17 protein-coding genes are annotated in these 20,650 nt (G+C 67.6%); 11 read left to right on the top strand and 6 right to left on the bottom strand.

From position 1 onward, the window contains the following. Position 1 precedes the first annotated feature (1 nt). The 3 genes from N4261_RS01710 to N4261_RS01700 are packed head-to-tail and all read left to right on the top strand — an operon-like array spanning position 2 to position 2,864. Entirely contained in the window at positions 2-943 is a 942-nt protein-coding gene (locus tag N4261_RS01710; protein ID WP_261758513.1) for an ABC transporter permease, read from the top strand. Next, on the top strand, positions 943-1,887 hold the full coding sequence (locus N4261_RS01705; RefSeq protein WP_261758512.1) for an ABC transporter ATP-binding protein: 945 nt from the start codon (positions 943-945) through the stop codon (positions 1,885-1,887). Before N4261_RS01710 ends, N4261_RS01705 begins: the two co-directional genes overlap by 1 nt. After that, entirely contained in the window at positions 1,884-2,864 is a 981-nt protein-coding gene (locus N4261_RS01700) for a dipeptide ABC transporter ATP-binding protein (RefSeq protein WP_261758511.1), read from the top strand. Before N4261_RS01705 ends, N4261_RS01700 begins: the two co-directional genes overlap by 4 nt. Before the next feature lie 11 nt (positions 2,865-2,875). Here the strand turns inward: N4261_RS01700 and N4261_RS01695 are convergent, their stop codons facing one another. Together N4261_RS01695 and N4261_RS01690 are read right to left on the bottom strand one after the other, a co-directional pair. After that, entirely contained in the window at positions 2,876-3,199 is a 324-nt protein-coding gene (locus N4261_RS01695) for a type II toxin-antitoxin system YafQ family toxin (RefSeq protein WP_261758510.1), read from the bottom strand. After that, complete coding sequence (locus tag N4261_RS01690) at positions 3,159-3,443, bottom strand: type II toxin-antitoxin system RelB/DinJ family antitoxin (RefSeq protein ID WP_261758509.1); 285 nt, start codon at positions 3,441-3,443, stop codon at positions 3,159-3,161. The genes N4261_RS01695 and N4261_RS01690 overlap by 41 nt, the downstream gene beginning before the upstream one ends. 379 nt (positions 3,444-3,822) lie before the next feature. Here N4261_RS01690 and N4261_RS01685 point away from each other — a divergent pair, with 379 nt between their 5' ends. The 6 genes from N4261_RS01685 (at position 3,823) to N4261_RS01660 (ending at position 9,696) form a co-directional block, all read left to right on the top strand. Next, positions 3,823-5,424, top strand: a complete 1,602-nt coding sequence (locus N4261_RS01685; protein WP_261758508.1) for an ABC transporter substrate-binding protein — start codon at positions 3,823-3,825, stop codon at positions 5,422-5,424. A 2-nt stretch (positions 5,425-5,426) separates the two neighbouring features. After that, a complete protein-coding gene (locus tag N4261_RS01680) occupies positions 5,427-6,326 on the top strand; it encodes a LysR family transcriptional regulator (protein ID WP_261758507.1) in 900 nt (299 codons plus the stop codon). A 127-nt stretch (positions 6,327-6,453) separates the two neighbouring features. After that, positions 6,454-7,074, top strand: a complete 621-nt coding sequence (locus N4261_RS01675; RefSeq protein ID WP_261758506.1) for a M15 family metallopeptidase — start codon at positions 6,454-6,456, stop codon at positions 7,072-7,074. A gap of 22 nt (positions 7,075-7,096) precedes the next feature. Further along, positions 7,097-8,170, top strand: coding sequence for a S66 peptidase family protein (locus N4261_RS01670; protein WP_261758505.1), 1,074 nt, complete (start codon positions 7,097-7,099; stop codon positions 8,168-8,170). A gap of 109 nt (positions 8,171-8,279) precedes the next feature. Beyond that, on the top strand, positions 8,280-8,873 hold the full coding sequence (locus N4261_RS01665; protein WP_261758504.1) for a hypothetical protein: 594 nt from the start codon (positions 8,280-8,282) through the stop codon (positions 8,871-8,873). Between the two features lie 133 nt (positions 8,874-9,006). Then, on the top strand, positions 9,007-9,696 hold the full coding sequence (locus tag N4261_RS01660) for a hypothetical protein (protein ID WP_261758503.1): 690 nt from the start codon (positions 9,007-9,009) through the stop codon (positions 9,694-9,696). Between the two features lie 115 nt (positions 9,697-9,811). On the opposite strand, the gene dacB is transcribed toward N4261_RS01660, so the two are convergent. Beyond that, positions 9,812-11,278 carry a D-alanyl-D-alanine carboxypeptidase/D-alanyl-D-alanine endopeptidase gene (gene dacB / locus N4261_RS01655; RefSeq protein WP_261758502.1) on the bottom strand — a complete coding sequence of 489 codons (1,467 nt, stop codon included), beginning with the start codon at positions 11,276-11,278 and terminating at the stop codon, positions 9,812-9,814. A gap of 282 nt (positions 11,279-11,560) precedes the next feature. Between dacB and N4261_RS01650 the strand changes: the two genes are divergently transcribed. Then, positions 11,561-14,374, top strand: a complete 2,814-nt coding sequence (locus N4261_RS01650) for a TonB-dependent receptor (RefSeq protein WP_261758501.1) — start codon at positions 11,561-11,563, stop codon at positions 14,372-14,374. A gap of 136 nt (positions 14,375-14,510) precedes the next feature. Here N4261_RS01650 and N4261_RS01645 read toward each other — a convergent pair whose 3' ends face one another. Continuing rightward, entirely contained in the window at positions 14,511-15,425 is a 915-nt protein-coding gene (locus N4261_RS01645) for a S66 peptidase family protein (RefSeq protein WP_261758500.1), read from the bottom strand. 173 nt (positions 15,426-15,598) lie between these two features. Then, positions 15,599-16,855, bottom strand: coding sequence for a D-amino acid dehydrogenase (locus tag N4261_RS01640; RefSeq protein WP_354005395.1), 1,257 nt, complete (start codon positions 16,853-16,855; stop codon positions 15,599-15,601). Positions 16,856-17,631: 776 nt separating this feature from the next. Here N4261_RS01640 and N4261_RS01635 point away from each other — a divergent pair. Next, positions 17,632-19,221 (top strand): BaiN/RdsA family NAD(P)/FAD-dependent oxidoreductase, encoded by a 1,590-nt coding sequence (locus N4261_RS01635; protein ID WP_435531994.1) that lies wholly within the window; start codon positions 17,632-17,634, stop codon positions 19,219-19,221. Between the two features lie 132 nt (positions 19,222-19,353). Here N4261_RS01635 and N4261_RS01630 read toward each other — a convergent pair whose 3' ends face one another. After that, positions 19,354-20,547 (bottom strand): amino acid aminotransferase, encoded by a 1,194-nt coding sequence (locus N4261_RS01630; protein ID WP_261758499.1) that lies wholly within the window; start codon positions 20,545-20,547, stop codon positions 19,354-19,356. Positions 20,548-20,650 lie beyond the last annotated feature (103 nt).

Below are 20,650 nucleotides of genomic sequence, written 5' to 3'. Positions count from 1 at the left end.
CATGAGCGCGCTGCCCGATCCCACCGATCCCGCCGATCCCATCCATCCGCCGGTCGATCACCCGGCCCTGCCGCCCGCAGCCGGCCCCTGGCGCGCGTTCTGGCAAGCCTATGCCGCCAACCGCGGGGCGTTGGTGGCCCTGGGCGTCTTCGGCTTGCTGGCGCTGGCCGCCGTGCTGGCGCCCTGGATCGCGCCGCATGACCCGATCCATCAATACCGGATGAACATGTTGATGCCGCCGATCTGGATGGCCGGCGGCGAGGCGCGCTTCCTGCTCGGCACCGACGAGCTGGGCCGAGACCTGCTGTCGCGACTGCTGCATGGCGCGCGGGTGTCGCTGGGCATCGGCCTGGCGTCGGTGCTGCTGTCGCTGATCCCGGGCGTGTTGCTGGGCCTGCTGGCGGCGTTCCATCAGCGCTGGCTGTCGCCGGTGGTGATGCGGGTGATGGATGTGATGTTGGCGCTGCCCGGCCTGCTGCTGGCCATCTGCGTGATCACCGTGCTGGGGCCGGGTCTGCTCAACACGGTGGTGGCGATCGCCATCGGCAGCCTGCCGGAATATGTGCGGCTGACCCGTGCCGCCGCCTTGGCGGAACTGGGCAAGGATTACGTCACCGCCAGCCGGGTGGCGGGGGCGTCGACCTGGCGCCTGATGTTCTCGGCCGTGCTGCCGAACTGCATGGCGCCACTGATCGTCAATGCGTCGCTGAGCTTCTCGGCCGCCATCCTGGAAGCCGCCGGCCTGGGCTTCCTGGGGCTGGGCGTGCAGGCGCCGACGCCCGAGTGGGGCGCGATGCTGTCGTCGGCGCGGGACTACATCGTCCGCGCGCCGTGGGTGGTGACGCTGCCGGGCCTGGCCATCCTGCTGTCGGTGCTGAGCGTCAATCTGGTGGGCGACGGGCTGCGGGACGCGCTCGACCCGCGTCTGAAGCGAGCGTCGTGATGCTGGACATTCAAGATCTGCGGGTGCGCTTCGGCACCTTTGCGGCGGTGGACGGCGTGGACCTGCAGGTCGCGCCCGGCGGGGTGCTGGGCATCGTCGGCGAATCGGGCTCCGGCAAGTCGGTCAGCATGATGGCGCTGATGGGGCTGATCGACGCGCCGGGCCGCGTCACCGCCCAGGCCCTGCGCTTCGACGGCCACGATCTGCTGACCGTCTCCGCCCGGGAGCGTCGGCGGCTGATCGGCCGCGAGGTGGCGATGGTGTTCCAGGATGCGCTGGCCAGTCTCAATCCGAGCTACACCGTCGGCCATCAGCTGGGCGAGGTGCTGCGCGCGCACCTCGGCCTGCGCGGCGATGCCGCCCATCAACGCGCCCTGGAACTGCTGGAACAGGTGGAGATCCCGGACGCGCCGAACCGGTTGAAGGCCTATCCGCATGAGCTCTCCGGCGGCATGAACCAGCGGGTGATGATTGCGCTGGCCATCGCCTGTTCGCCCAAGCTGCTGATCGCCGACGAACCCACCACGGCATTGGATGTGACCATCCAGGCCCAGATCATGGACCTGCTGCTGCGGCTGCAACGGGAGCGCGGCATGGCGCTGGTGATGATCACCCACGACCTGGCGGTGGTGTCCGAGATGGCCCAGCGCGTGGCGGTGATGTATGCGGGCCAGGTGGTCGAGACCGGCCCGCTGCCGGGCGTCTTCGAATCGCCGCAGCATCCCTACACCGCCGCCTTGCTGGCCGCGATCCCGGAGCACAACCGAGGCGCCCGCCGACTGCAGGCGCTGCCCGGCATCGTGCCGGGGGCGCTGGACCGTCCCGCCGGCTGCCTCTTCGCGCCCCGATGCGCTCGGGTACAGCCGCGCTGCCGCACCGAGCGACCCGCGGTGGCTCACGGCGTGCGCTGCTTCTATCCGCTGCATGAGGAGACGCCCGCATGAGCGCCGGCGAGCTGACGCCGTCCCCCGACGTGCCGCTGCTGCAGGCCCGTGAGCTGGCGCGGCACTACAGCGTCCGGCGCGGCTGGTTCTCGCCGCCGGCCACGGTCCGCGCGCTGGATGGGGTCAGCTTCGAGTTGCGGGCCGGCCGCACGCTGGCGGTGGTGGGCGAATCCGGCTGCGGCAAATCGACCTTGGCGCGCGCGCTGACCTTGATCGAGACGCCGACCTCCGGCGAGTTGCGGATCCAGGGCCAGGACGCGGCCGATGTGCGGACCCATCCGGCCTTGCGTCGCCAGGTGCAGATGGTGTTCCAGAACCCGTATGCGTCGCTCAATCCGCGCAAGACGATCGCCTCGACGCTGGCCGAACCGCTGGTCATCAACACCCGGCTGACCCGTGCCGAGCGCCAGGAGCGCATCGAAGCCCTGGCCGCGAAGGTGGGCCTGCGACACGAGCATCTGGCGCGTTACCCGCACATGTTCTCGGGCGGACAGCGCCAGCGCATTGCGATCGCCCGGGCGATGGTGCTGCAGCCGGGCATCGTGGTCGCCGATGAGCCAACCTCGGCGCTGGACCTGTCGATCCAGGCGCAGATCCTCAACCTGTTCATGGACCTGCAGGATGAATTCGGCACCGGCTACGTGTTCATCTCTCACAACCTGGCGGTGGTGGAGCATGTGGCCGACGAGGTGATGGTGATGTACCTGGGCCGGGTGGTCGAGCAGGGCGACAAGCGCCGCCTGTTTGCGCAGCCGCTGCATCCCTACACCCAGGCGCTGATCAGTGCCACGCCTGCGCTGCGCGCGGCGGATCGTCGCGAGCGCATCCGCATTCATGGCGAGCTGCCCAGCCCCCTGAAGCCGCCCAGCGGCTGCGCTTTCCACCAGCGCTGCCCGCTGGCGGTGCCGCGCTGTGCCGAGGTGCGGCCTGCGCTCAGGGAGGTGGCCGGGAGGTGGGTGGCGTGTGATGTGATCTGACTGGCGCTGCCTCAACAGCCAAACAAGTCGGCATGCGTGCCGGCGCGCACGAAGACGATGGCGTCCCCCCTGAGGTGGTAGACCAGCAGGAAATCACCTCCGATGTGGCATTCCCGGTGATCCTTCATCTCGCCGAGGAGCGCGTGATCCCGGTACTCGGCAGGCAGAGAACCCTCATTGGCAATCAACAGCAGCATCGCCGTTTTCAACCGGCGCATGTCGAAGCGGCCGGAGTGCGACAGGCGTTCCCAGTCCTTTAGAAATTTGGCGGCGTAGTCCGACGCACGAGGTGGCTTAGCGCGCTTTTCTCGAGCGGGTGTTTTTCTCAAGATCATCGATCAGTTCCTGCCCGGAGCCGAATCGCGCTCGTGTGATCGAACGGGCCTCTTCCATGGCTGCCCGAGTTTCCGCTGTCGGTACCTTGACCTCGAAGGGCAGCCCGTTGTGCAGCACCACCTGCCTCAGGAAGAGACGGATGGCATCGCTCAAGGTCAAGCCACACTGGGCCAGCACCTCTGCGGCGGATTCCTTCAGATCAGGTTCGACACGAGATCGCAATTCGGTGGACTTGATGGTCATAGTCATGGGGCTTCTCCCGCGTCAGCGTAGCGACAATGTAGCGTCGTCTGCGTCACTATACGGCTTCATGAGCGCGGAAAAAGAGCAGGCTTGAATCATCTCGGCGCTCCGATGCAAACCCGGTGCACTTCGACCGGAGAAAACTGACCAAAGCCAAATCAGCGCAGTGCTGTGGCTGCAGGTGGGCAGCCACCCGCTTCGGCAAAGAAATGACGACTGACCCCTTGGCGAAGACCACACGATGGCCGGACCGGGCGATCCGACGGTCTTCCCTGCTCCGCCGCCACCCACATAACCCGGTGTTATGGTCTGAACCGCCCATTTCAGTTGTGACCCTCGCGCCCCCGTTTCGACAATGCGTCGGTCCTTGCCCATTCCGATGCGCCCTCCCCTGATCGCCCTGTTGGTCGCCGCGCTCGTCGCCTCGGGCGCCAGCGTGCCTGCGGCCGCCGCCCCGGCTGCGCCGAAACCGTTGATCTATTGCACCGATGCCAGCCCGGAAGGGTTCGATCCGGGGCTCTGGGATTCGGCCAGCACCAACAACGTCAACAACCAGATGTTCCAGGGCCTGGTGCGCTTCGAGCGGGGCGGCACCGCGCTGCAACCCGGCTTGGCGACCCGCTGGACCATCAGCCCGGACGCCCGCAGCTTCGTCTTCGAGCTGCGCCCCGGCGTGAAGTTCCACACCCGCCCCTGGTTCACGCCCACCCGCCACTTCAATGCGGACGACGTGCTGTTCACCTTCGGTCGCTTCCTCGATCGCGATCACCCCTTCAACAAAGCCTTTCCCGCCAACTTCATCTATCCGCAGAACCTCGGCCTGGCCAAGGCGATCGCGCGCATGGAGAAGGTCGACGACATGACGGTGCGCTTCACGCTGCACCAAGCCAATGTCACCTTCGTCAGCTGGTTTGCGATGGCCTTCGCCGGCATCCAGTCGGCCGAATACGGTGCGCAACTGCTTCGCGAGGGCAAGGCCAGCCAGATCAACCGGCTGCCGATCGGTACCGGCCCGTTCGCCTTTCGCAGCTATGCCAAGGACGATGTGGTGCGGATGGAGGCCAACCCCGATTACTGGGGCAGCCCCCAGCGCACCCGCAAGCTGATCTTCAGCATCAGCCGAGAGGCCCCGGTGCGGGTGCAGAAACTGCTGGCAGGCGAGTGCCAGATCACCTCCCCGCTGCGAGACATCGATGTCGCCGCCCTGGACCGCCATCCGGACCGCCTGAAGCTGGAGAAGATCCAGGCGCTCAACATCTCCTATCTCTCGTTCAACCTGCGCAAACCGCCCACCGACAACCGCCTGGTGCGCGAAGCGCTGGACATCGCCATCGACCGCGACGCCATCTTCCGCGCCCTGTTCCCGCGCGGCGACGCGATGCAGGCGGTCAATCCCTTCCCGCCGGCCATTCCCGGCTACCACCGGCACCTGCGCAACGAATACAACCCCGACCGCGCCAAGGCCCTGCTGCTGCAGGCGGGCTTCCCCAACGGGCTGGACATCGACCTGTGGGCGCTGCCGGTCACCCGGCCCACCAATCCCAACGGCCAACTCATGGCGCAGCTGATCCAGCAGGACTGGGCCCGCATCGGCGTGCGGGCGCAGATCCGCACCTACGAATGGGGCGAATACCTGAAGCGCGCCAACGCCGGTGAGCATTCGGTCTACATGAGCGGCTGGTCGGGCGAGAACGGCGACGCCGATGATTTCCTCACCCCCAACCTCAGCTGCGCGACCAACACCACCGGCGTGAAGTTCTGCCACCGCGACTTCGAGCGCCTGATCGACGCCGCCCGTGCGAACCCCGACCCGGCTGCGCGTCAGGCGCTCTATGAGCAGGCCCAGGAGATCTTCAAGCGCGAGCGGCCCTGGATCACGATGGCACACTCGACGGTCTACATCCCCACCAGCCGGGACCTGCGCGGATTCCGGATGCAGCCCAACGGCGGGGTGATCTTTGAGAACGTCTACCGCGAGTGACCATGCGCCTACGGCACATCGAAGTCTTCCACGCCGTGATGCAGGCCGGCACCATCAGCGGCGCTGCTGTGCTGTTGCACATCTCCCAGCCGGCGGTGACCAAGGTGCTGCAGCACTGCGAACTGCAGCTCGGCATGCCGCTGTTCGATCGGGTGCGAGGCAAGCTCTACCCGACGCCCGAGGCCCAGCGGCTGTTCGTGGAGATCGACAAGCTCAACCGGGACCTGGTCTCAATCCGGCGGCTGGCCGCCAACCTGCGCACCGGGGAATCCGAGCTGCTGCGCCTGATGGCCACGCCCACGCTCGGCGCATCGGTCATCCCGGCGGCGATGACCCACTGGACCCAGGCCTTCCCGCGCAGCCGCATCCAGCTCAGCACCCATCACACCCGCGAGATCGTCTCGGCGCTGCTGCTGGGCGAGGCCGACCTGGCGCTGAGCCTGCATGACCCGCGTCATCCCGGCATCAAGACCGAGGTGTTGGCCGCCGGCACGATGATGGCCCTGTGCCCGCTGCACAGCCCGGAGGCCCAGGGCCAGGGTCCGTTGCCGCTGGAAGAGATCGAATCCGAGCTGATCGCGATGGTCGAGGACGACCCGCTGGGCCAGATGCTGCACAACGCCGGCGAAGCCCAGGGCCGCCATCTCGACAGCCGCATCACCGTGCAGACCTACCAGCTCGCCCGGGCGCTGGTGGAGGCCGGCGTCGGCATGACGGTGGTGGATCCGTTCACCGCGGCCTCGGCCGACCGGGCGCGGGTGCGGGTGCGCCCGTTGCAACCGGCGATGAGCGTCCAGCTCTACCTGCTCACCTCCGCCAGTGCGCCGCTGGCGCAGGCCGCCCGCCGCCTCGTCACCTACCTGCGCGACGCTGCCCGCAGCAACCTCGACAGCCTGGGCTGAGGCACGGAGCACCCGATCGGCGCTCACACCACGCACGATGCACCACGCACGACGCATCAAGCAGCACGCCCAGCCCGAGCCCCACGCCACGCCCGTACACCCCCTTCTCCAGGATGCCCGCCCCGCCATGAGCCGACCCGAGCCCGCCATCCCCTGCGAAGAGATCGCCGCGCATCCGGAGTTCCGCGCGCTGCTCACCCTGCCCGGCATCGCGATCGATCTGCGCTATGCCACGCCGGACAACTTCGTCGGCCGCAATGTCTATGGCGGGCTGGACTGCGCCTACCTGCGCCAGGAAGCGGCCGCCGCACTGGTGGAGGCCGCCGGCTGGCTGTCGCGACACCAGCCGGACCTGACCCTGGTGGTGCTCGATGCGCTGCGACCGCAACGGGTGCAGGAAGCGCTGTGGGCGGAACTCGAAGGCACGCCACTGACGAAGTACCTCGCTCATCCGGCGCGGCGCTCCATCCATTCCTTCGGCATGGCGGTCGATGTCACGCTGCTCGATGCGCACGGCCGCGAACTGGACATGGGCACCGCGTTCGACGAGATGACTCCCGCCTCCCATCCCGAGTTCGAAGCCGAGCAGCTCGCCCAGGGCGGCCTCACCGCGTCGCAGCTCCAGCACCGGGGCTGGCTGCGCGCCGCGATGCGCCATGCCGGCTTCCAGACCATCAGCACCGAGTGGTGGCATTTCGACTTCGGCGATCGCGAGCAGGTGCGACGCACCCTGCCGCTGGTGCTCTGAATCCTTTTGAGCAGGAGATGCCATGACCGCAACCCGCCGTCAGATCCTGGGTGCCGGCGCGCTGACCGCCGGCGCCGCACTGGCCTGGCCCGCCCAAGCGGCCGCGCCCGAACGGCCGGCCGCCAGCCCCGCGGCGGGCGGCACCGACCTGCTGCGCGCCCGGCGACTCCGCCCCGGCGACACCCTGGCCCTGGTCAGCCCGGCCAACGCCACCTATGAGCGCGAGCCGCTGGACATCGCCGTCGACGCCGTTCAGGCGCTCGGCTTCAAGGTCAAGCTGGGCGCGCATGTGCGAGGGCGCTATGGCCAGTTCGGAGGCACCGATGCGCAGCGTGCGGCCGACATCAACGACGCCTTCGCCGACGACGAGGTCGCCGGCATCCTCGCCCTGGCCGGCGGTTCGGGCTGCAACCGCATCGTCGACAAGCTCAACTACGCGCTGATCCGACGCAAGCCCAAGTTCTTCGGCGGGTTCTCCGACCTGACCAGCCTGGTGAACGCCATCCACCGGCAGACCGGGCTGATCACCTTCCACTGCCCGGTGGCGGGCTCGGAATGGAACGAGTTCTCGGTGCAGCACTTCAAGGCGGTGGTGATGGACGCCGAACCGGACCTGCTGAGCAATCCGCAGGAGCGCAGCGGCAACATCGTGCCGACGCAGGACCGCATCAGCACGCTGCGCGCCGGTGTTGCCCGCGGTCCGCTGGTGGGCGGCAACCTGGCGGTGCTGAGCTCGCTGGCGGGCACACCGTACTTCCCGGACTGCCAGGGCGCGATCCTGTTCCTGGAAGAGGTCAACGAATACATCTACCGGGTCGACCGCATGCTGTCGACGCTGCGCCTGTCCGGTGCGCTGGACCGGCTGGCCGGCGTGGTGCTGGGCAAGTTCACCAACTGCGGGCCGGGGGACGGCCACTTCGGCACGCTGACCCTGGATGAAGTCTTCGACGACTACTTCCTGCCGCTCAACGTGCCGGTCTACCGCGGCGCTTTGATCGGCCACATCCGGCGCAAGTTCACCGTGCCGGTTGGTCAGCCGGCGGAGATGGACGCCTTAGCGGGGACGGTGCGACTTCTGAGCGCCGCAGTGACCTGACCCTCGCCCCAGCGGGGGCTGGGCAGAGCCGCTTCGCGCGTGTCAGGTTGTCGAATGAGCTGGGCGACATGGCTCACACAGCAGGCTCTGTTCACGTCAAGGATATTCCATGCTGACTCGCCTGCCTCTCCGTCCCCACCTTCCACCTGAGACGGTGCCTGCCGACTCCACCCTGCCCCGGATCCCACTCACCGGCAATCAGCGGGTCGATGCGCAACAGCGCGCCGTAGGTTGGCAACAGGTCTGGAGCAGCGGCAAGGCCGTCGCAGCAACCGTCTTCCCACAAACCCACAGTCCGGCGTTCTCCGTCGCGCTGGAGCGTTGGTACGAGCGACTGCATCAGCGCGCCGAGATGCTTGCCCAAGAGGCCTTCCACGGCGCCCTCTCCCCACTGGAGGCCGAGCTCGAAAGCATGGGCCGGATCAAATCCGCCAACGAGGCCATCATTCAACAAGGGTATGGTCACATTGCGCCGGCCACGCAGTTCCTAGCGCAAAGGAATGCTTTCTACGAGCGCTATGACCGCGGCGCTTATGACGCGATCGGCATCCAGCCATTCGCCCCCCGTTTCAACGCGCTGCTGGAACAGGTGGACCAGTGCCAGGACAGCCGCCGGGGATTGCAGCTGATCGGCGAACTGGAGTCCCTGGGCCGCAATGCCGCCCCGGCCGGCGCCTCTCATGCCTCTCATCGGCGGTTCTGAGCACCGCGTCGCCGCACTGGGACCAGGCGATCCGCCGCCTGCACCAAGGGGCCTGTCGGGCAGTGCAGTCGGTTGTCGGACGTTTCGAACCGCATGAGCCACAGATCAGGCTCTGCGTATCTTGTGCCCTGCCATGTTTTTCACCGATGCCCTGACGATGTCCCGCCGGCTGTCCAGCTGCGACCAGCCGGAGGACCTGCCCCCAGCCCATGGGGCCTCACCCAAAGCCAACCAGATGTCGGTGGACGAGGCCAAGCATCGGATCTCCGAGTTCGTCCGCACATGGACCCATGACGCCAACCTGGCGCGATCGGTGTTCACGAGGACGCACGGCAAGGACTTCGCATCAGCCCTCGTCGCCTGGTATTCGCGATTGATTCAAGCGACCACGCTCATGGAACGCCGCACGCAGGACGGTCTCGCCACGCGACCGGAATTGTTCGTTTCACGTCTGGAGCTGCTCCGCGAAGGGAACCGGCAGATCCTGTCGCAGGGCCATGTCAATCCTGAAAAGGCGGGGAAGTTTCTGAGCGCTCGAAATGCCTTCTTCGACCAAGAGGATCAACAGCGCCATGAGTGCGTTTACCACCAGCCGTTCTGGAGTTACTTTCGCTCCCTGCGGCTGATGCTGGAAACCTGCACCGACATCGACAGGGGCTACCAACTGCTCGACCAGTTGCAGACCTTGAGTCGGAATGCGGGCCACGGCCTTCATGAAGCATGCGCCCGCGGCATCAAAGAGGCAGCCGCCGCGAGAGCCGCCGCTGGCGATGCGCTGCTGGCAGACTTGCTGGCGACCTTGCACTCGATCCAGCTGGAATGAGCCAGGCATGCACGGCGTGTCGCGGCATCGGTTCCGGGCGTCGCACCGGTCGCGTCTCGCAGACCATGCACGCCGCGAGGTACCTTGCTCGCCCGGCCGCCGCCGTGTCAGCGCCTCACTGCCCCGCCACCCAGGCCACCAGCGCATCGATCGCCGGACGGGCACGGGCTGCCTGATCGTCGTTGATCATGGCCACGACCACCCACAGCCGCCCGGAGGCGTCCGGCACATAGCCCGCCAGAGCCACCACATTGCGCAGGGTGCCGGTTTTCATTCGCGCGCGGCCCTCTGCCGGTGTGCCCTTCAAGCGTCGGGACAAGGTGCCATCGACACCGGCCACCGGCAAGGTCGACAGCAGCTCCGGGCCGTGCGCACCGCGCTGCGAGGCCAGCAACAGGCCGGCCATCTGGGCGGCGGTCATCCGCTCGATGCGCGACAGGCCGGAGCCGTTCTCCAGCACCAGTCCCTCGCTGGACAGCCCCTGCGCCGCGAACCAGTCGCGCATCTGACGCTCGGCCGCCGCGCGCGTCGACTCACCCGCCCCTGCGACCGCAGCGCCCAGCCGGTTGAAAATCAGCCGCGCGGACGGGTTGTCCGACCGCTTCAGCACCTGGCGCAGCGCCTCGGCCAGCGGTCGATCCTGGTGCCGCACGACCGGTTGCGCCGACACCGGCGTCAGCCCCTCCCGGATCTCGCCGGACACGGTCCCTCCCAGCGACCCCCACAGTTGCCGCAGCGCCTGGGCCGTCAACCCTTGCCGGTCCATCAGATTGAGCGACTGCCGCACCTGGCAGCCCTTCGGAAACGCGCCCTGCAGCACCACGCGGGTGCCGCCGTCCGGGCGGGGCGTCTGCCGCGGCGTGAGCCAGTCGCGCTCCCAATCCCGGCAGGCCGCGTCGTTCAGGCGCAGTTCGCGGGTGTCGATGTCCACCTCGCCAAAGCCGGGGAACGGACGAACCTGCACCGACCGATCGTCCGACCACAAGTCCAGATCCAGCAGACTGCCGTTGAGATTCAGCGCATCCGGAATCACGTTGTAGGGAAACTCGGGCTGCTCGTCGAACGGCGCCACCCCCAGGTCGGGCCGGGCGGGCTGGAACAGGGAACGGTCGACCACGATGCCGCCGTTCAGTTCCCGAAGGCCGTGGCGCTCCCGGAGCTCGCGCAGCATCAGCCCCAGCTCGGACCAGTCCAGGTCCAGATCGGCGCCGCCCTTGAGATAGAGCGGGCCGGTCAGCCGACCGTCGACCACGCCGAGGCCGCCGTCCGGCACCGCATCCACCAGCAGCTCGGTCTTGCCCCGGCTGTTCGGACCGAGCCGATCCAAGGCCACCACGGCGGTGACCAGCTTCATCGTCGACGCCGGCTGCATCGACTGGTCCGGGTTCACGCGCAGACCGCGCTGCGGGGCGTCGATCGGAAAGGCCACAGCCGCCAGGGCGCGGGTCGACACACCGGCAGTGCGCAGGGCCTCCTCCACCGGCGCAGGCAGGTCCGAGCGCAGCGTGGCGCAGCCGCTCAACAGGACCGCCGCCGCCAGCATCCCCACCCTCGCGCTCAGCCGATCGATCCACTGGGTCATCGGTGGGGTCCAGGCCCTGTGGCGAAGGGACGGAAGGGTCGGCAGGAGCGGTCGCATAACCGGCGACTGTATCGGCCAGGCGCCTTCACATTCCGTCCGGTTATACGCAGGCGACAAGCATTCATCGGGACCGGCGCAACAAACTCGTGACGGTCCTATGACAACTCGGTCGCCCCGTGCTTGATCATGAACCCCGCTTGCATCAGGGTGGCCACGTCGGGCCGCTCCATCCCGTCGTTGGCGGCGCGTCCAGGGCGCCGGTCTGTTCTAAAGGAGAAGGTCGTGAAACTCAATCAACTCGCCCGCAGTCTGGTCGTCGTCGGCCTGGGCGCGCATGCCGCGGTCTGGGCACAGGAAGAAGTCCAGAAGATGGAGCGGGTGGAGATCACCGGCTCCAGCATCAAACGCCTGAAGGATGAAGGCGCCTTGCCGGTGCAGGTCATCACCGCCAGCGAACTCAGCCGCAAGGGCATCACCAGCGCGGAACAGATGCTGCGCCAGCTGGGCATCAATGGCACCGGAGCGGACAACGCCATCTCCAACAACAACGTTTTCGGTGCCGACACCGACCGCCTGACCGGCGGCACCGCCAATGCCAACCTGCGCGGCCTGGGCCCGGGCAGCACCCTGGTGCTGCTCAACGGTCGACGGGTGTCGACCTCCGGCATGAGCGGCGGCGCCGTCGACCTCAACAGCATCCCGATGGCGGCCATCCAGCGGGTGGAAATCCTCAAGGATGGCGCCTCGGCCATCTACGGCACCGATGCGATCGGCGGCGTCATCAACTTCATTCTGAAGAAGGACTACCAGGGCGCCGCGCTGAGCATGGACTATTCGACGCCGTTCGAATCCGGCGGCGGCACCCAGCGCAAGGCCTCGATCACCGGCGGATGGGGCTCCCTGGACCGCGACGGCTACAACATGATGGTCAGCCTGAGCCTGACCGACAACGACATCCTGCGCGGCAGCGACCGCGACTGGGCCAAGGGCTTCCAGCCGGCCCGGGGCCTGTCGCCGAACTCGTCGAGCAGCCCGTTCGCCAACATCATCTCCGGTACCGGCACCGCGCTGGGCGCGGGCTCGGCCGTCGCCGGCAGCGGCGATGCGGTGAAGTACACCCGCATCAACCTGCTGAGCCTGCAGGGCGCCTGCGATGCGGCGCCCTACGGCGTGCAATTCCAGCCCGGCCTGTGGACCCCGGCCAACGCGTCGGCCGCCACCAAGGCCGCCAACAACGCCAGCGGTCGCTACCTGTGCAATACCGACTACGGCAGCCAGTTCATGCTCGCCGCGCCGAAGAAGGCCGAGAACCTGGTCACCCGGGGCACCTTCCGCATCAATGCGCAGAACGAGGCTTTTGTCGAACTCACTGCCTCCCGCAACCGCGTCAAATCCGAGCTGACGCCCGGTCAGTTCAGCACCACCGCCGCCTCCGGCACGCTCTATCCGGTCAGCGGTCCGTACTACCTCAACCTGAAGAACTTCGGGGTCACCGATTTCGATCCGACCAAGCCGATCGCCTACCGCTGGCGCATGCAGGATTTCGGCAACCGGGTGATCGAGAACGTCGACGAAAACTCCCGCCTGCTGGTCGGGCTGGAAGGTGACATCGGGGCCTACAGCTACAAGCTGGGCGCCTCGATCGCCGGAGCCAAGGGCTACTCCAACCTCATCGACGGCTATGCCTACACCAAGCCGCTGGTCGATGCCCTGAGCAAGGGCCTGATCAACCCCTGGGTGCCGCCCGGCCAGACCCAGACGCCCGAAGCCCAGGCGCTGATCGAATCCATGAAGGCCCGCGGCCGGCTGCAAGGGGGCGAGACCACCCTGCAGCAGTTCGACGGCTCCATCAGCGGCGACCTCTTCAAGCTGCCGGCCGGCACCCTGCAGTTTGCGGCGGGCTTCGACGTGCGCCGCGAAACCTATGAATTCGCGCCCAGCGCCGACGGCTTCAACTGCGTCTCCGGCCTGTCCACCGGCGCCACCGACGTGCTGCTGTGCCCCGGCAACACCGCCGTGCCGAAGGAATCGCGCAACATCGGCGCGGTCTACGGCGAGCTGGCGGTGCCGGTGTTCCAGGGCTTCGACCTGCAGCTGGCGGTGCGCCATGACCAGTACAGCAAGATCGGCGGCACCACCAATCCGAAGATCGGCTTCCGCTGGCAACCGGCGCAGATGGTGCTGTTCCGCGGCTCCTACAACACCGGCTTCAAGGCGCCGAGCTTCCAGCAGCTCAGCCCCAACACCGCACCGCGCGATTACACCGCCACCTGGAGCGATCCAATCCGCTGCCCGACCGATCCCACCCAATGCTCGATCGTCGGCCTGGACTACACCGACAGCGGCAATCCCAACCTGAAGCCGGAGAAGTCCAAGCAGGGCACGCTGGGCGTGGTGGTGTCGCCCACCGCCAACATGAACCTGTATGCCGACTACTGGCGCGTGGACCTGGACCAGCGCATCCGCAAGCTGACGGTCGGTGATGTGCTCAACAACTACGCGCTGTTCTCCGACCGCATCGTGCGCGACGCCAACGGCAATGCCACGCTGGTGCAAGCCGGCTGGATCAATGCCGCCGACAGCAGCACCAGCGGCATCGACTGGGGCGCCAGCTACCAGTTCAAGCACAGCACCGGCACCTGGCTGGCGACGATCAACGGCACCCACATGCTCAATGCCAAGGAGCGCACCTTCTATGGCCAGCGGCAGGTGGACCAGGTCGGCAAGTTCAACACCCGCACCCTGTACCTGCGCGACAAGTTCAATGCCGACCTGACCTGGTCGCGGGACAACTGGAGCGCCACCTTCAGCACCATCTACAAGGCGGGTTATGACGACCAGGACATGAGCGCCAAGGGCGTGCTGCCGGCCACCGCCAACACCAAGGTGGCCAGCTACACCACCTTTGACCTGTTCGGCAGCTACATCGGCTTCAAGAACACCACCGTCACCGTCGGGATCCGCAACCTGTTCGACCGCGATCCGTCCTTCACCCACCATGATGTGGACGACGTGGCCGGCGCCGGCTGGGATCCGCGTGTGGCCGACCCGTTCGGCCGCACGCTGGCGGTCTCGGTGAGGTACGAGTTCAAGTAAGTCCGGTCGCCACCGGGTGGGCCGCCACGATGGCTCACCCAGTCGGGTGGAGCGGCCAGACGCCCGTCGGGAATTCCGACGGGCGTTGTTCTTTGCGGCGATCGGCGTGCGGCAAGGCCGCCGCACCGTGGCGCGCTCAGCCTACGGCGGTCACGCAGCGCGCCACCGGATCCAGCCGCACCCGAATGCCCAGCGGCAGCGGCAGGTTCGGCGTGGCGTGTCCGCTGGGCCAGCCGGCCAGCACCGGCACACCCAAAGCCCCCAGGTAATCGGCCAGCACCTCATCGGGCGAATCCGCCTCGCTGAAACTGCCCAGCAGCACGCCGGCCAGCCCGTTGAGATGTCCCCCCAGGCGAAGCTGGCACAGCAGGCGATCGATCCGGTAGGGATCCTCGGCGACGTCCTCGAGGAAGAGCACGGTGCCCCGGAGGTCCGGCATGAACGGCGTCCCCATCAAGGCCACCAGCACCGCCAGGTTGCCACCGGTCAGGCGCGCCTCCACCGGGGCCACGCCGCGGTTCAGCGCATGCGCCGGCAAGGACGGCCCGAGCGCGTCGCCGATGCGCAGCCCGGCGCGCAGCCGCTGCGCCAGGGCCATCGCATCCGACCAGCCCGCGTCGCCCCGGTGCCAATCGGAGGCCGGCATCGGCGCATGCCAGCCGGGTCGTCCGCAGGCATCGCGCAGGAGGTGAAGCGCGGTGAGATCGCTATAGCCGATCAGCGGCTTGATGGCTTCGCGCCACAACGTCGGGTCCACACGATCCAGCAGACGCATGCAGCCATACCCGCCCCGCAGGGCGATGACGGCATCGATCGAGGGATCCGCAAAGGCCGCCTGCAGATCGGCCAGACGCTGGTCGTCGTCCGCAGCCAGATGGCCGAGTGCGGTCGGCCCGTCGCAGCTCGGGTAGAGCCGGGTCCGGAAACCCAGACGCGCCATCATCGGGACCACCTGCGCCAAGGTGCCGTCACGCGGCGGGCCCGCAGGCGCGATCACCCCCAGGCAGGCATCGGCGGGCAACGGCGGCATCAGAAAGGGAGCGTCGGTCATGGGGCGGACGTCGGTAGGCGATGGGTGGGGATCGGCAGCGTGCGGAATCGACGAGGGCATGCGGCGCACCGTGGGTCGGCGTCGGCGGGCACACCAGATCCTTTGGCCTCATCCGACGCATGTGATCCATGCGGCTCATGCGGCGCAAGGTCCCGCATCATCGCCGGTGGGGCTCAGGCCGCGCGCAGTTCCAGGCCGGTCAGGTCGATCGGGCTGGCGCGATCGGACATCAGCTCCGCGAGGATCCTCGCCGAACCGAAGGAGAAGGTAAAACCCAAAGCGCCATGGCCGACGTTCAGCCACAGCCCGCGCAACGGCGTTGCACCCAGCATCGGGGCACCGCTGGGCGTGGCCGGACGCAGACCCGCCCAGGGAATGGCGCGGTCATAGTCCGCCGCCTGCGGGAAAGTGGCGCGCACATTGCGGTGCAGCGCGGCCAACCGGCGTGGATCGATGGCGGTGTTCTCACCCACCAGATCCACCATCGCCGCCACCCGGAGTTGCTCGCCGATGCGGGCATAAAGCGTCTTGCGCTCGAAGTCGGTCACGCTGACAGTGGGGGGTCGATGACGGGCCTCGATCGGCGCCGACAGGCTGTAACCCTTGAGCGGATACAGCGGCAACCGGATGCCCAACGGCGCAGCCAGCGCCTTACTCTGCAGGCCCGCCGCCAGCACGAAGCCGGCGGCGCCGAGTTCCCCGCGCGAGGTCCGCAGGGCGACGACGCGATCGCCCTCCTGCACGAAGTCCTGGGCCTGGGCATGGACCCAGCCCTGGAAGTTCGGATGCTCCCGCAGCCGCTCGCCCAACTGCAGGCACAGCGCATGGCAATCCGCCACCGCCTCTCCGGCGGTGAAGATGCCGCCGGCCAGCCAGTCCTTGCCGCCATCGGCCAGCGCGGGCTCCAAGGCCAGGCACTCCTCGCGGGTCAAAGCGCGTTCCGGCCCGCCCGCCAGAGTACGCCGCGCGACCTGCTCGAACTCGGCGGCGCGGCGATACACCACCAGCTTGCCCGGCGAGCGCAGTGCGATGGCATCCAACTCGGCACGCTGCTGGAATTCGCCAAAGCAATGCTGGCTGTAGGCGCCCAGCGCGAGCAGTTGATCGGTGGTGCGGCGATTCACCGCTCCGCGACAGCGCGCCAGGAAGGCGCCCAGCCAGCGCCATTGCGCCAGGGTGCCGTCCAGCTTGAAGCGCAGCGGGCCTTCCGGATCCAGCAACCAACCCAAGGCCTTCAACGGCACGCCCGCATCAGCCAGCGGCGACACATACCGATAGCTGAGCTGCCCCCCATTGGCACGGCTGGCGCCCTCGGCCAGCGCAGGCTCACGCTCCACCAAGGTCACCCGGTGACCGGCCTCCGCCAAGGCCCACGCCGTGGTGACGCCAATCACGCCACCACCGATCACGACAAGCTGTTTCATCCCCACGGCACTGTTTCTGGACTGCCCCGCAGCGTAAGGATTCAGGTCAGCACGAGCCAATGAAACGGCGGGCGCTTCCCATAACTCAAGCGAATCGGTTCGTGGGCGTTCTGGGATTCCGGCGTCGGCGTGGCGCGTCAATGCCGCTTCGCTTTCGGCGGATCGGTTGAGCGGAACGGGCGGAGGATGGAGCCCCGTTGCCCGTTGCCTGTTGGTTGTTGCCTGTTGCCTGTTGGTTGTTGCTCCGTTGCCCCGCTGCAAGACAACCGACGACCGAGTGCGGTCCACCGAGCACAGACAGGCAAGCGGGCAGCGCCCTCCGCTCGGACGCTCCGCACTCGCTCCAGGCGCCGCCCGCTTGCCCGTCCCGACACACCGTGCCCCCACCACCAACCCACCCTCACACAGCCCAGCACCACCGCACGCCGCCTGTCATCCCCCCGCCTGCCCGCCTGCCTGCCGCTGTCGGCTGTCGGCTGTCGGCTGTCGGCTATCGGCTATCGGTCGTTGGTCGTCGGTCGTCGGATGCGGGATGCGGGATGTGGGTGTTGACGTTGACGTTGACGTTGACGTTGACGTTGACGTTGAAGGGTGGGGGTGGAGGTGGGGGTGGAGGTGGAGGTGGAGGTGGAGGTGGAGGTGGAGGTGAGCGTGAGCGTGGGTCACAGGGCCGCCGACCCATTCACCCGCGCAAGCGGCGTTTCCCGGACATTTGCACAGGGTCTGCACGGCCCGTGCGTTAAGCTGCCGCGCCCGCAAGGCAAGCTCCGGATGACTGGAGCGTGGAGAAGAAGGTGGATGAGGTGGATGGAACGATGGATCAGTCGGTGACGCCGCAGGCGTGGGATGTGGTGGTGCTGGGCGCTGGCGCCGCAGGGCTGATGTGTGCGCTGCAGGCCGCAGGTCGCGGACGCCGGGTGTTGATCCTCGACCATGCCAACAAGGCCGGCAAGAAGATCCTGATGTCCGGGGGCGGCAACTGCAATTTCACCAATCTCTATACCGAGCCCGCGAATTTCCTCTCGCAGAACCCGCATTTCTGCAAGTCGGCCCTGGCCCGCTACACCCAGTGGGACTTCATCGCGCTGGTGAACAAGCATGGCGTGAAGTACCACGAGAAGAAGCTGGGGCAGCTGTTCTGCGACAACAAGTCGGTCGACATTCTCAACATGCTGCTCAAGGAGTGCGAGGCCGCCGGCGCACGCCTGATGCTGAACACCTCGATCGAACAGCTCGAGCGGATCGACCTCCCGCCAGCCGGCATCGACCTGACCGAACCCGCCTCTGTCACCGCGACAGGCACCGCGTCAGCCTCAGGCGCTGAGGGTCTGGCGGCACAGGTCGCCAGCGCGTCGACGGCTCGGGTCGCCGCCGCTGGTGACACCGGGGCTGCCATCGCTGATCGGAATGGCGCTGTCGAACAGCACCTCCGCAACAGCGGCGACGCGCAGGTGCAGGCCACCGCAGGGTCGCAGGCCGAAGGCGGCGGCGAAGGGGAAGGGGAAGGCGAAGGGGGCCAGGGCAGCCAAGGCCATCCAGGAAGCAAGAAGAAGGGCTCGAAGAAGAGCCGGCGCAAGGACGAGTCGATGGCTCCGGCCAAAGCCGCCCACGCCTATCTGCTTCAGACCAGCGCCGGCCCCGTCCGTGCGGAGTCGCTGGTCATCGCCACCGGCGGCCTGTCGATTCCGACCATGGGCGCGACCGGTTTCGGCTACCAGGTGGCCCGCCAGTTCGGCCACCAGGTGCTGGCCACCCGGGCGGGTCTGGTGCCCTTCACCATCACCGACCAGCTCAAGGCGCTGTGCACCGAGCTGTCCGGCACCTCGGTGGATTGCCTGGTGAGCTGCAACGGCAAGCATTTCCGAGAGAACATCCTGTTCACCCACCGCGGCCTGAGCGGTCCGGCGATCCTGCAGATTTCGTCCTACTGGCTGCCCGGCGAGACGGTGCACATCAACCTGCTGCCCGACCTGGACGTGCCGCAATGGCTGGCCCAGCAACGCAATGACCGGCCGAATGCGGAACTCAAGACGCTGCTCGGTGAGCTGTTCACCAAGAAGATGGCCACGCTGCTGTCCGAGCAATGGTTCGTCTCCAAGCCGATCAAGCAGCTGACGCACGCCGAGATGGAAGACATCGCCACCCGGCTGACCGACTGGCAGGTCGTGCCCGCCGGCACCGAGGGCTACCGCACCGCCGAGGTGACGTTGGGCGGCGTCGACACCAAGGAGGTGTCGTCCAAGACGATGGAGTCGTTGAAGTCCCCGGGCCTGTACTTCATCGGCGAGGTGCTCGATGTCAGCGGGCACCTGGGCGGCTTCAACTTCCAGTGGGCCTGGGCCTCGGCCTATGCGGCCGCGCAATACGTCTGACCGGGATCACGCCTGCCGACGCGGGACGCCCGCGATTCGCCGGTAGGCGCCGATCTGCCCGCTGAGCCGGATTGGCCCGCTGAGCCCAACGGCCGGATTGGCCCGATCAGCGCAATAGGCGGATCGGCCCGATCAGCCCAGGACGGCCGCCATCGCGTTCGCGGTGGCTTCCACATTGCGGGTGTTCAGGCCCGCCACGCACATCCGGCCGCTGCGCAGCACATAGACTCCGAACTCCTCGCGCAGGCGGTCGACCTGCGCCGGCGTCAGGCCGGTGTAGCTGAACATGCCGCGCTGGGTCAGGAAGTAGTCGAAGTTGCGGCCGGGCAGCTTGGCGCTCAGCACCTCGAACAGCGAATTGCGCATCGCCAGGATGCGCTCGCGCATTTCCTCGACCTCGCCCTCCCACAGCGTGCGCAATGCCGGGTCGCTCAGCACCCGGGCCACGACCTGGCCGCCATGCATCGGCGGATTGGAATAGTTGCGGCGGATGGTGAACTTCAGCTGGCCCAGCACATTCGCTGCCTGCGCCGCATCCGGACACACCACCGACAGCGCGCCGCAACGCTCGCCGTACAGGCTCATGTTCTTGGAGAAGCTGTTGGCGACGAAGAAGCTCAGCCCCGCCTGCGTCAGCGCCCGAATGGCGAAGGTGTCGGTCTCCAGGCCGTCGCCATAGCCCTGGTAGGCCAGGTCGAGGAAGGCGATCAGTTCGCGCTCGCGCAGCACCGGAATCAGTGCATCCCATTGCAGCTGCGTCAGGTCCACACCGGTCGGGTTGTGGCAGCACGCATGCAGCAGCACCACGCTGCGCGCCGGCGCCTCGCGCAGGGCCTGCAGCATGTCGTCAAAGCGCAGGCCGCCGGTGGCGGCGTCGTAATAGGGATAGGTGCGGCATTCCAGACCGGAGCCTTCGAACACCGCGCGATGGTTGTCCCAGGTGGGGTCGGAGAGATAGAGCGCGCTGTCGGGGAAATAGCGCTTGATGAAGTCCGCGCCGACCTTCAGCCCGCCCGATGAGCCCACGCCCTGGATGGTGGCGATGCGGTTGGCGCGCAGCGCCTCGCTGTCGGCACCGAAGAGCAGTTTCTGCACCTCGGTGCGGAAGTTCGCGGCGCCTTCCATCGGCAGATAGGGCCGCGCACCGGCTTGTTCCACCACCGCCAGCTCGGCCCGGCGGACCGAGTCCAGCATCGGGATCCGCCCCTCGTCATCGAAGTAGATGCCGATCGACAGATTGATCTTGCCGGTCCGCGGATCCTTCTGGAAGGCTTCGTTCAGGCTGAGGATGGGATCGCCCGGGTAGGCATCGACGTGTTGGAACATGGGGGAACTCCAGGACTCACAAAAGGCCGCGTCCATTATCCCCACCTCGACGGGCCGGTGGTGCAGCATCGAGAATGCCGCCTCGGCCGAGGTCCATGCCTTC

The organism is Roseateles amylovorans (assembly GCF_025398155.2).
Lineage (GTDB): Bacteria > Pseudomonadota > Gammaproteobacteria > Burkholderiales > Burkholderiaceae_C > Roseateles > Roseateles amylovorans.
Note: the sequence above shows the minus strand (reverse complement) of the source record. Positions and strands in the feature narration are given on the sequence as shown.

What these genes read in the sequence shown, in the direction of transcription:
- N4261_RS01710 (WP_261758513.1), top strand. Translation starts at nt 2, where the DNA reads ATGAGCGCGCTGCCCGATCCCACCGATCCCGCCGATCCCATCCATCCG.
- N4261_RS01705 (WP_261758512.1), top strand. Translation starts at nt 943, where the DNA reads ATGCTGGACATTCAAGATCTGCGGGTGCGCTTCGGCACCTTTGCGGCG.
- N4261_RS01700 (WP_261758511.1), top strand. Translation starts at nt 1,884, where the DNA reads ATGAGCGCCGGCGAGCTGACGCCGTCCCCCGACGTGCCGCTGCTGCAG.
- N4261_RS01695 (WP_261758510.1), bottom strand. Translation starts at nt 3,199, where the DNA reads ATGATCTTGAGAAAAACACCCGCTCGAGAAAAGCGCGCTAAGCCACCT.
- N4261_RS01690 (WP_261758509.1), bottom strand. Translation starts at nt 3,443, where the DNA reads ATGACCATCAAGTCCACCGAATTGCGATCTCGTGTCGAACCTGATCTG.
- N4261_RS01685 (WP_261758508.1), top strand. Translation starts at nt 3,823, where the DNA reads ATGCGCCCTCCCCTGATCGCCCTGTTGGTCGCCGCGCTCGTCGCCTCG.
- N4261_RS01680 (WP_261758507.1), top strand. Translation starts at nt 5,427, where the DNA reads ATGCGCCTACGGCACATCGAAGTCTTCCACGCCGTGATGCAGGCCGGC.
- N4261_RS01675 (WP_261758506.1), top strand. Translation starts at nt 6,454, where the DNA reads ATGAGCCGACCCGAGCCCGCCATCCCCTGCGAAGAGATCGCCGCGCAT.
- N4261_RS01670 (WP_261758505.1), top strand. Translation starts at nt 7,097, where the DNA reads ATGACCGCAACCCGCCGTCAGATCCTGGGTGCCGGCGCGCTGACCGCC.
- N4261_RS01665 (WP_261758504.1), top strand. Translation starts at nt 8,280, where the DNA reads ATGCTGACTCGCCTGCCTCTCCGTCCCCACCTTCCACCTGAGACGGTG.
- N4261_RS01660 (WP_261758503.1), top strand. Translation starts at nt 9,007, where the DNA reads ATGTTTTTCACCGATGCCCTGACGATGTCCCGCCGGCTGTCCAGCTGC.
- dacB (WP_261758502.1), bottom strand. Translation starts at nt 11,278, where the DNA reads ATGACCCAGTGGATCGATCGGCTGAGCGCGAGGGTGGGGATGCTGGCG.
- N4261_RS01645 (WP_261758500.1), bottom strand. Translation starts at nt 15,425, where the DNA reads ATGACCGACGCTCCCTTTCTGATGCCGCCGTTGCCCGCCGATGCCTGC.
- N4261_RS01630 (WP_261758499.1), bottom strand. Translation starts at nt 20,547, where the DNA reads ATGTTCCAACACGTCGATGCCTACCCGGGCGATCCCATCCTCAGCCTG.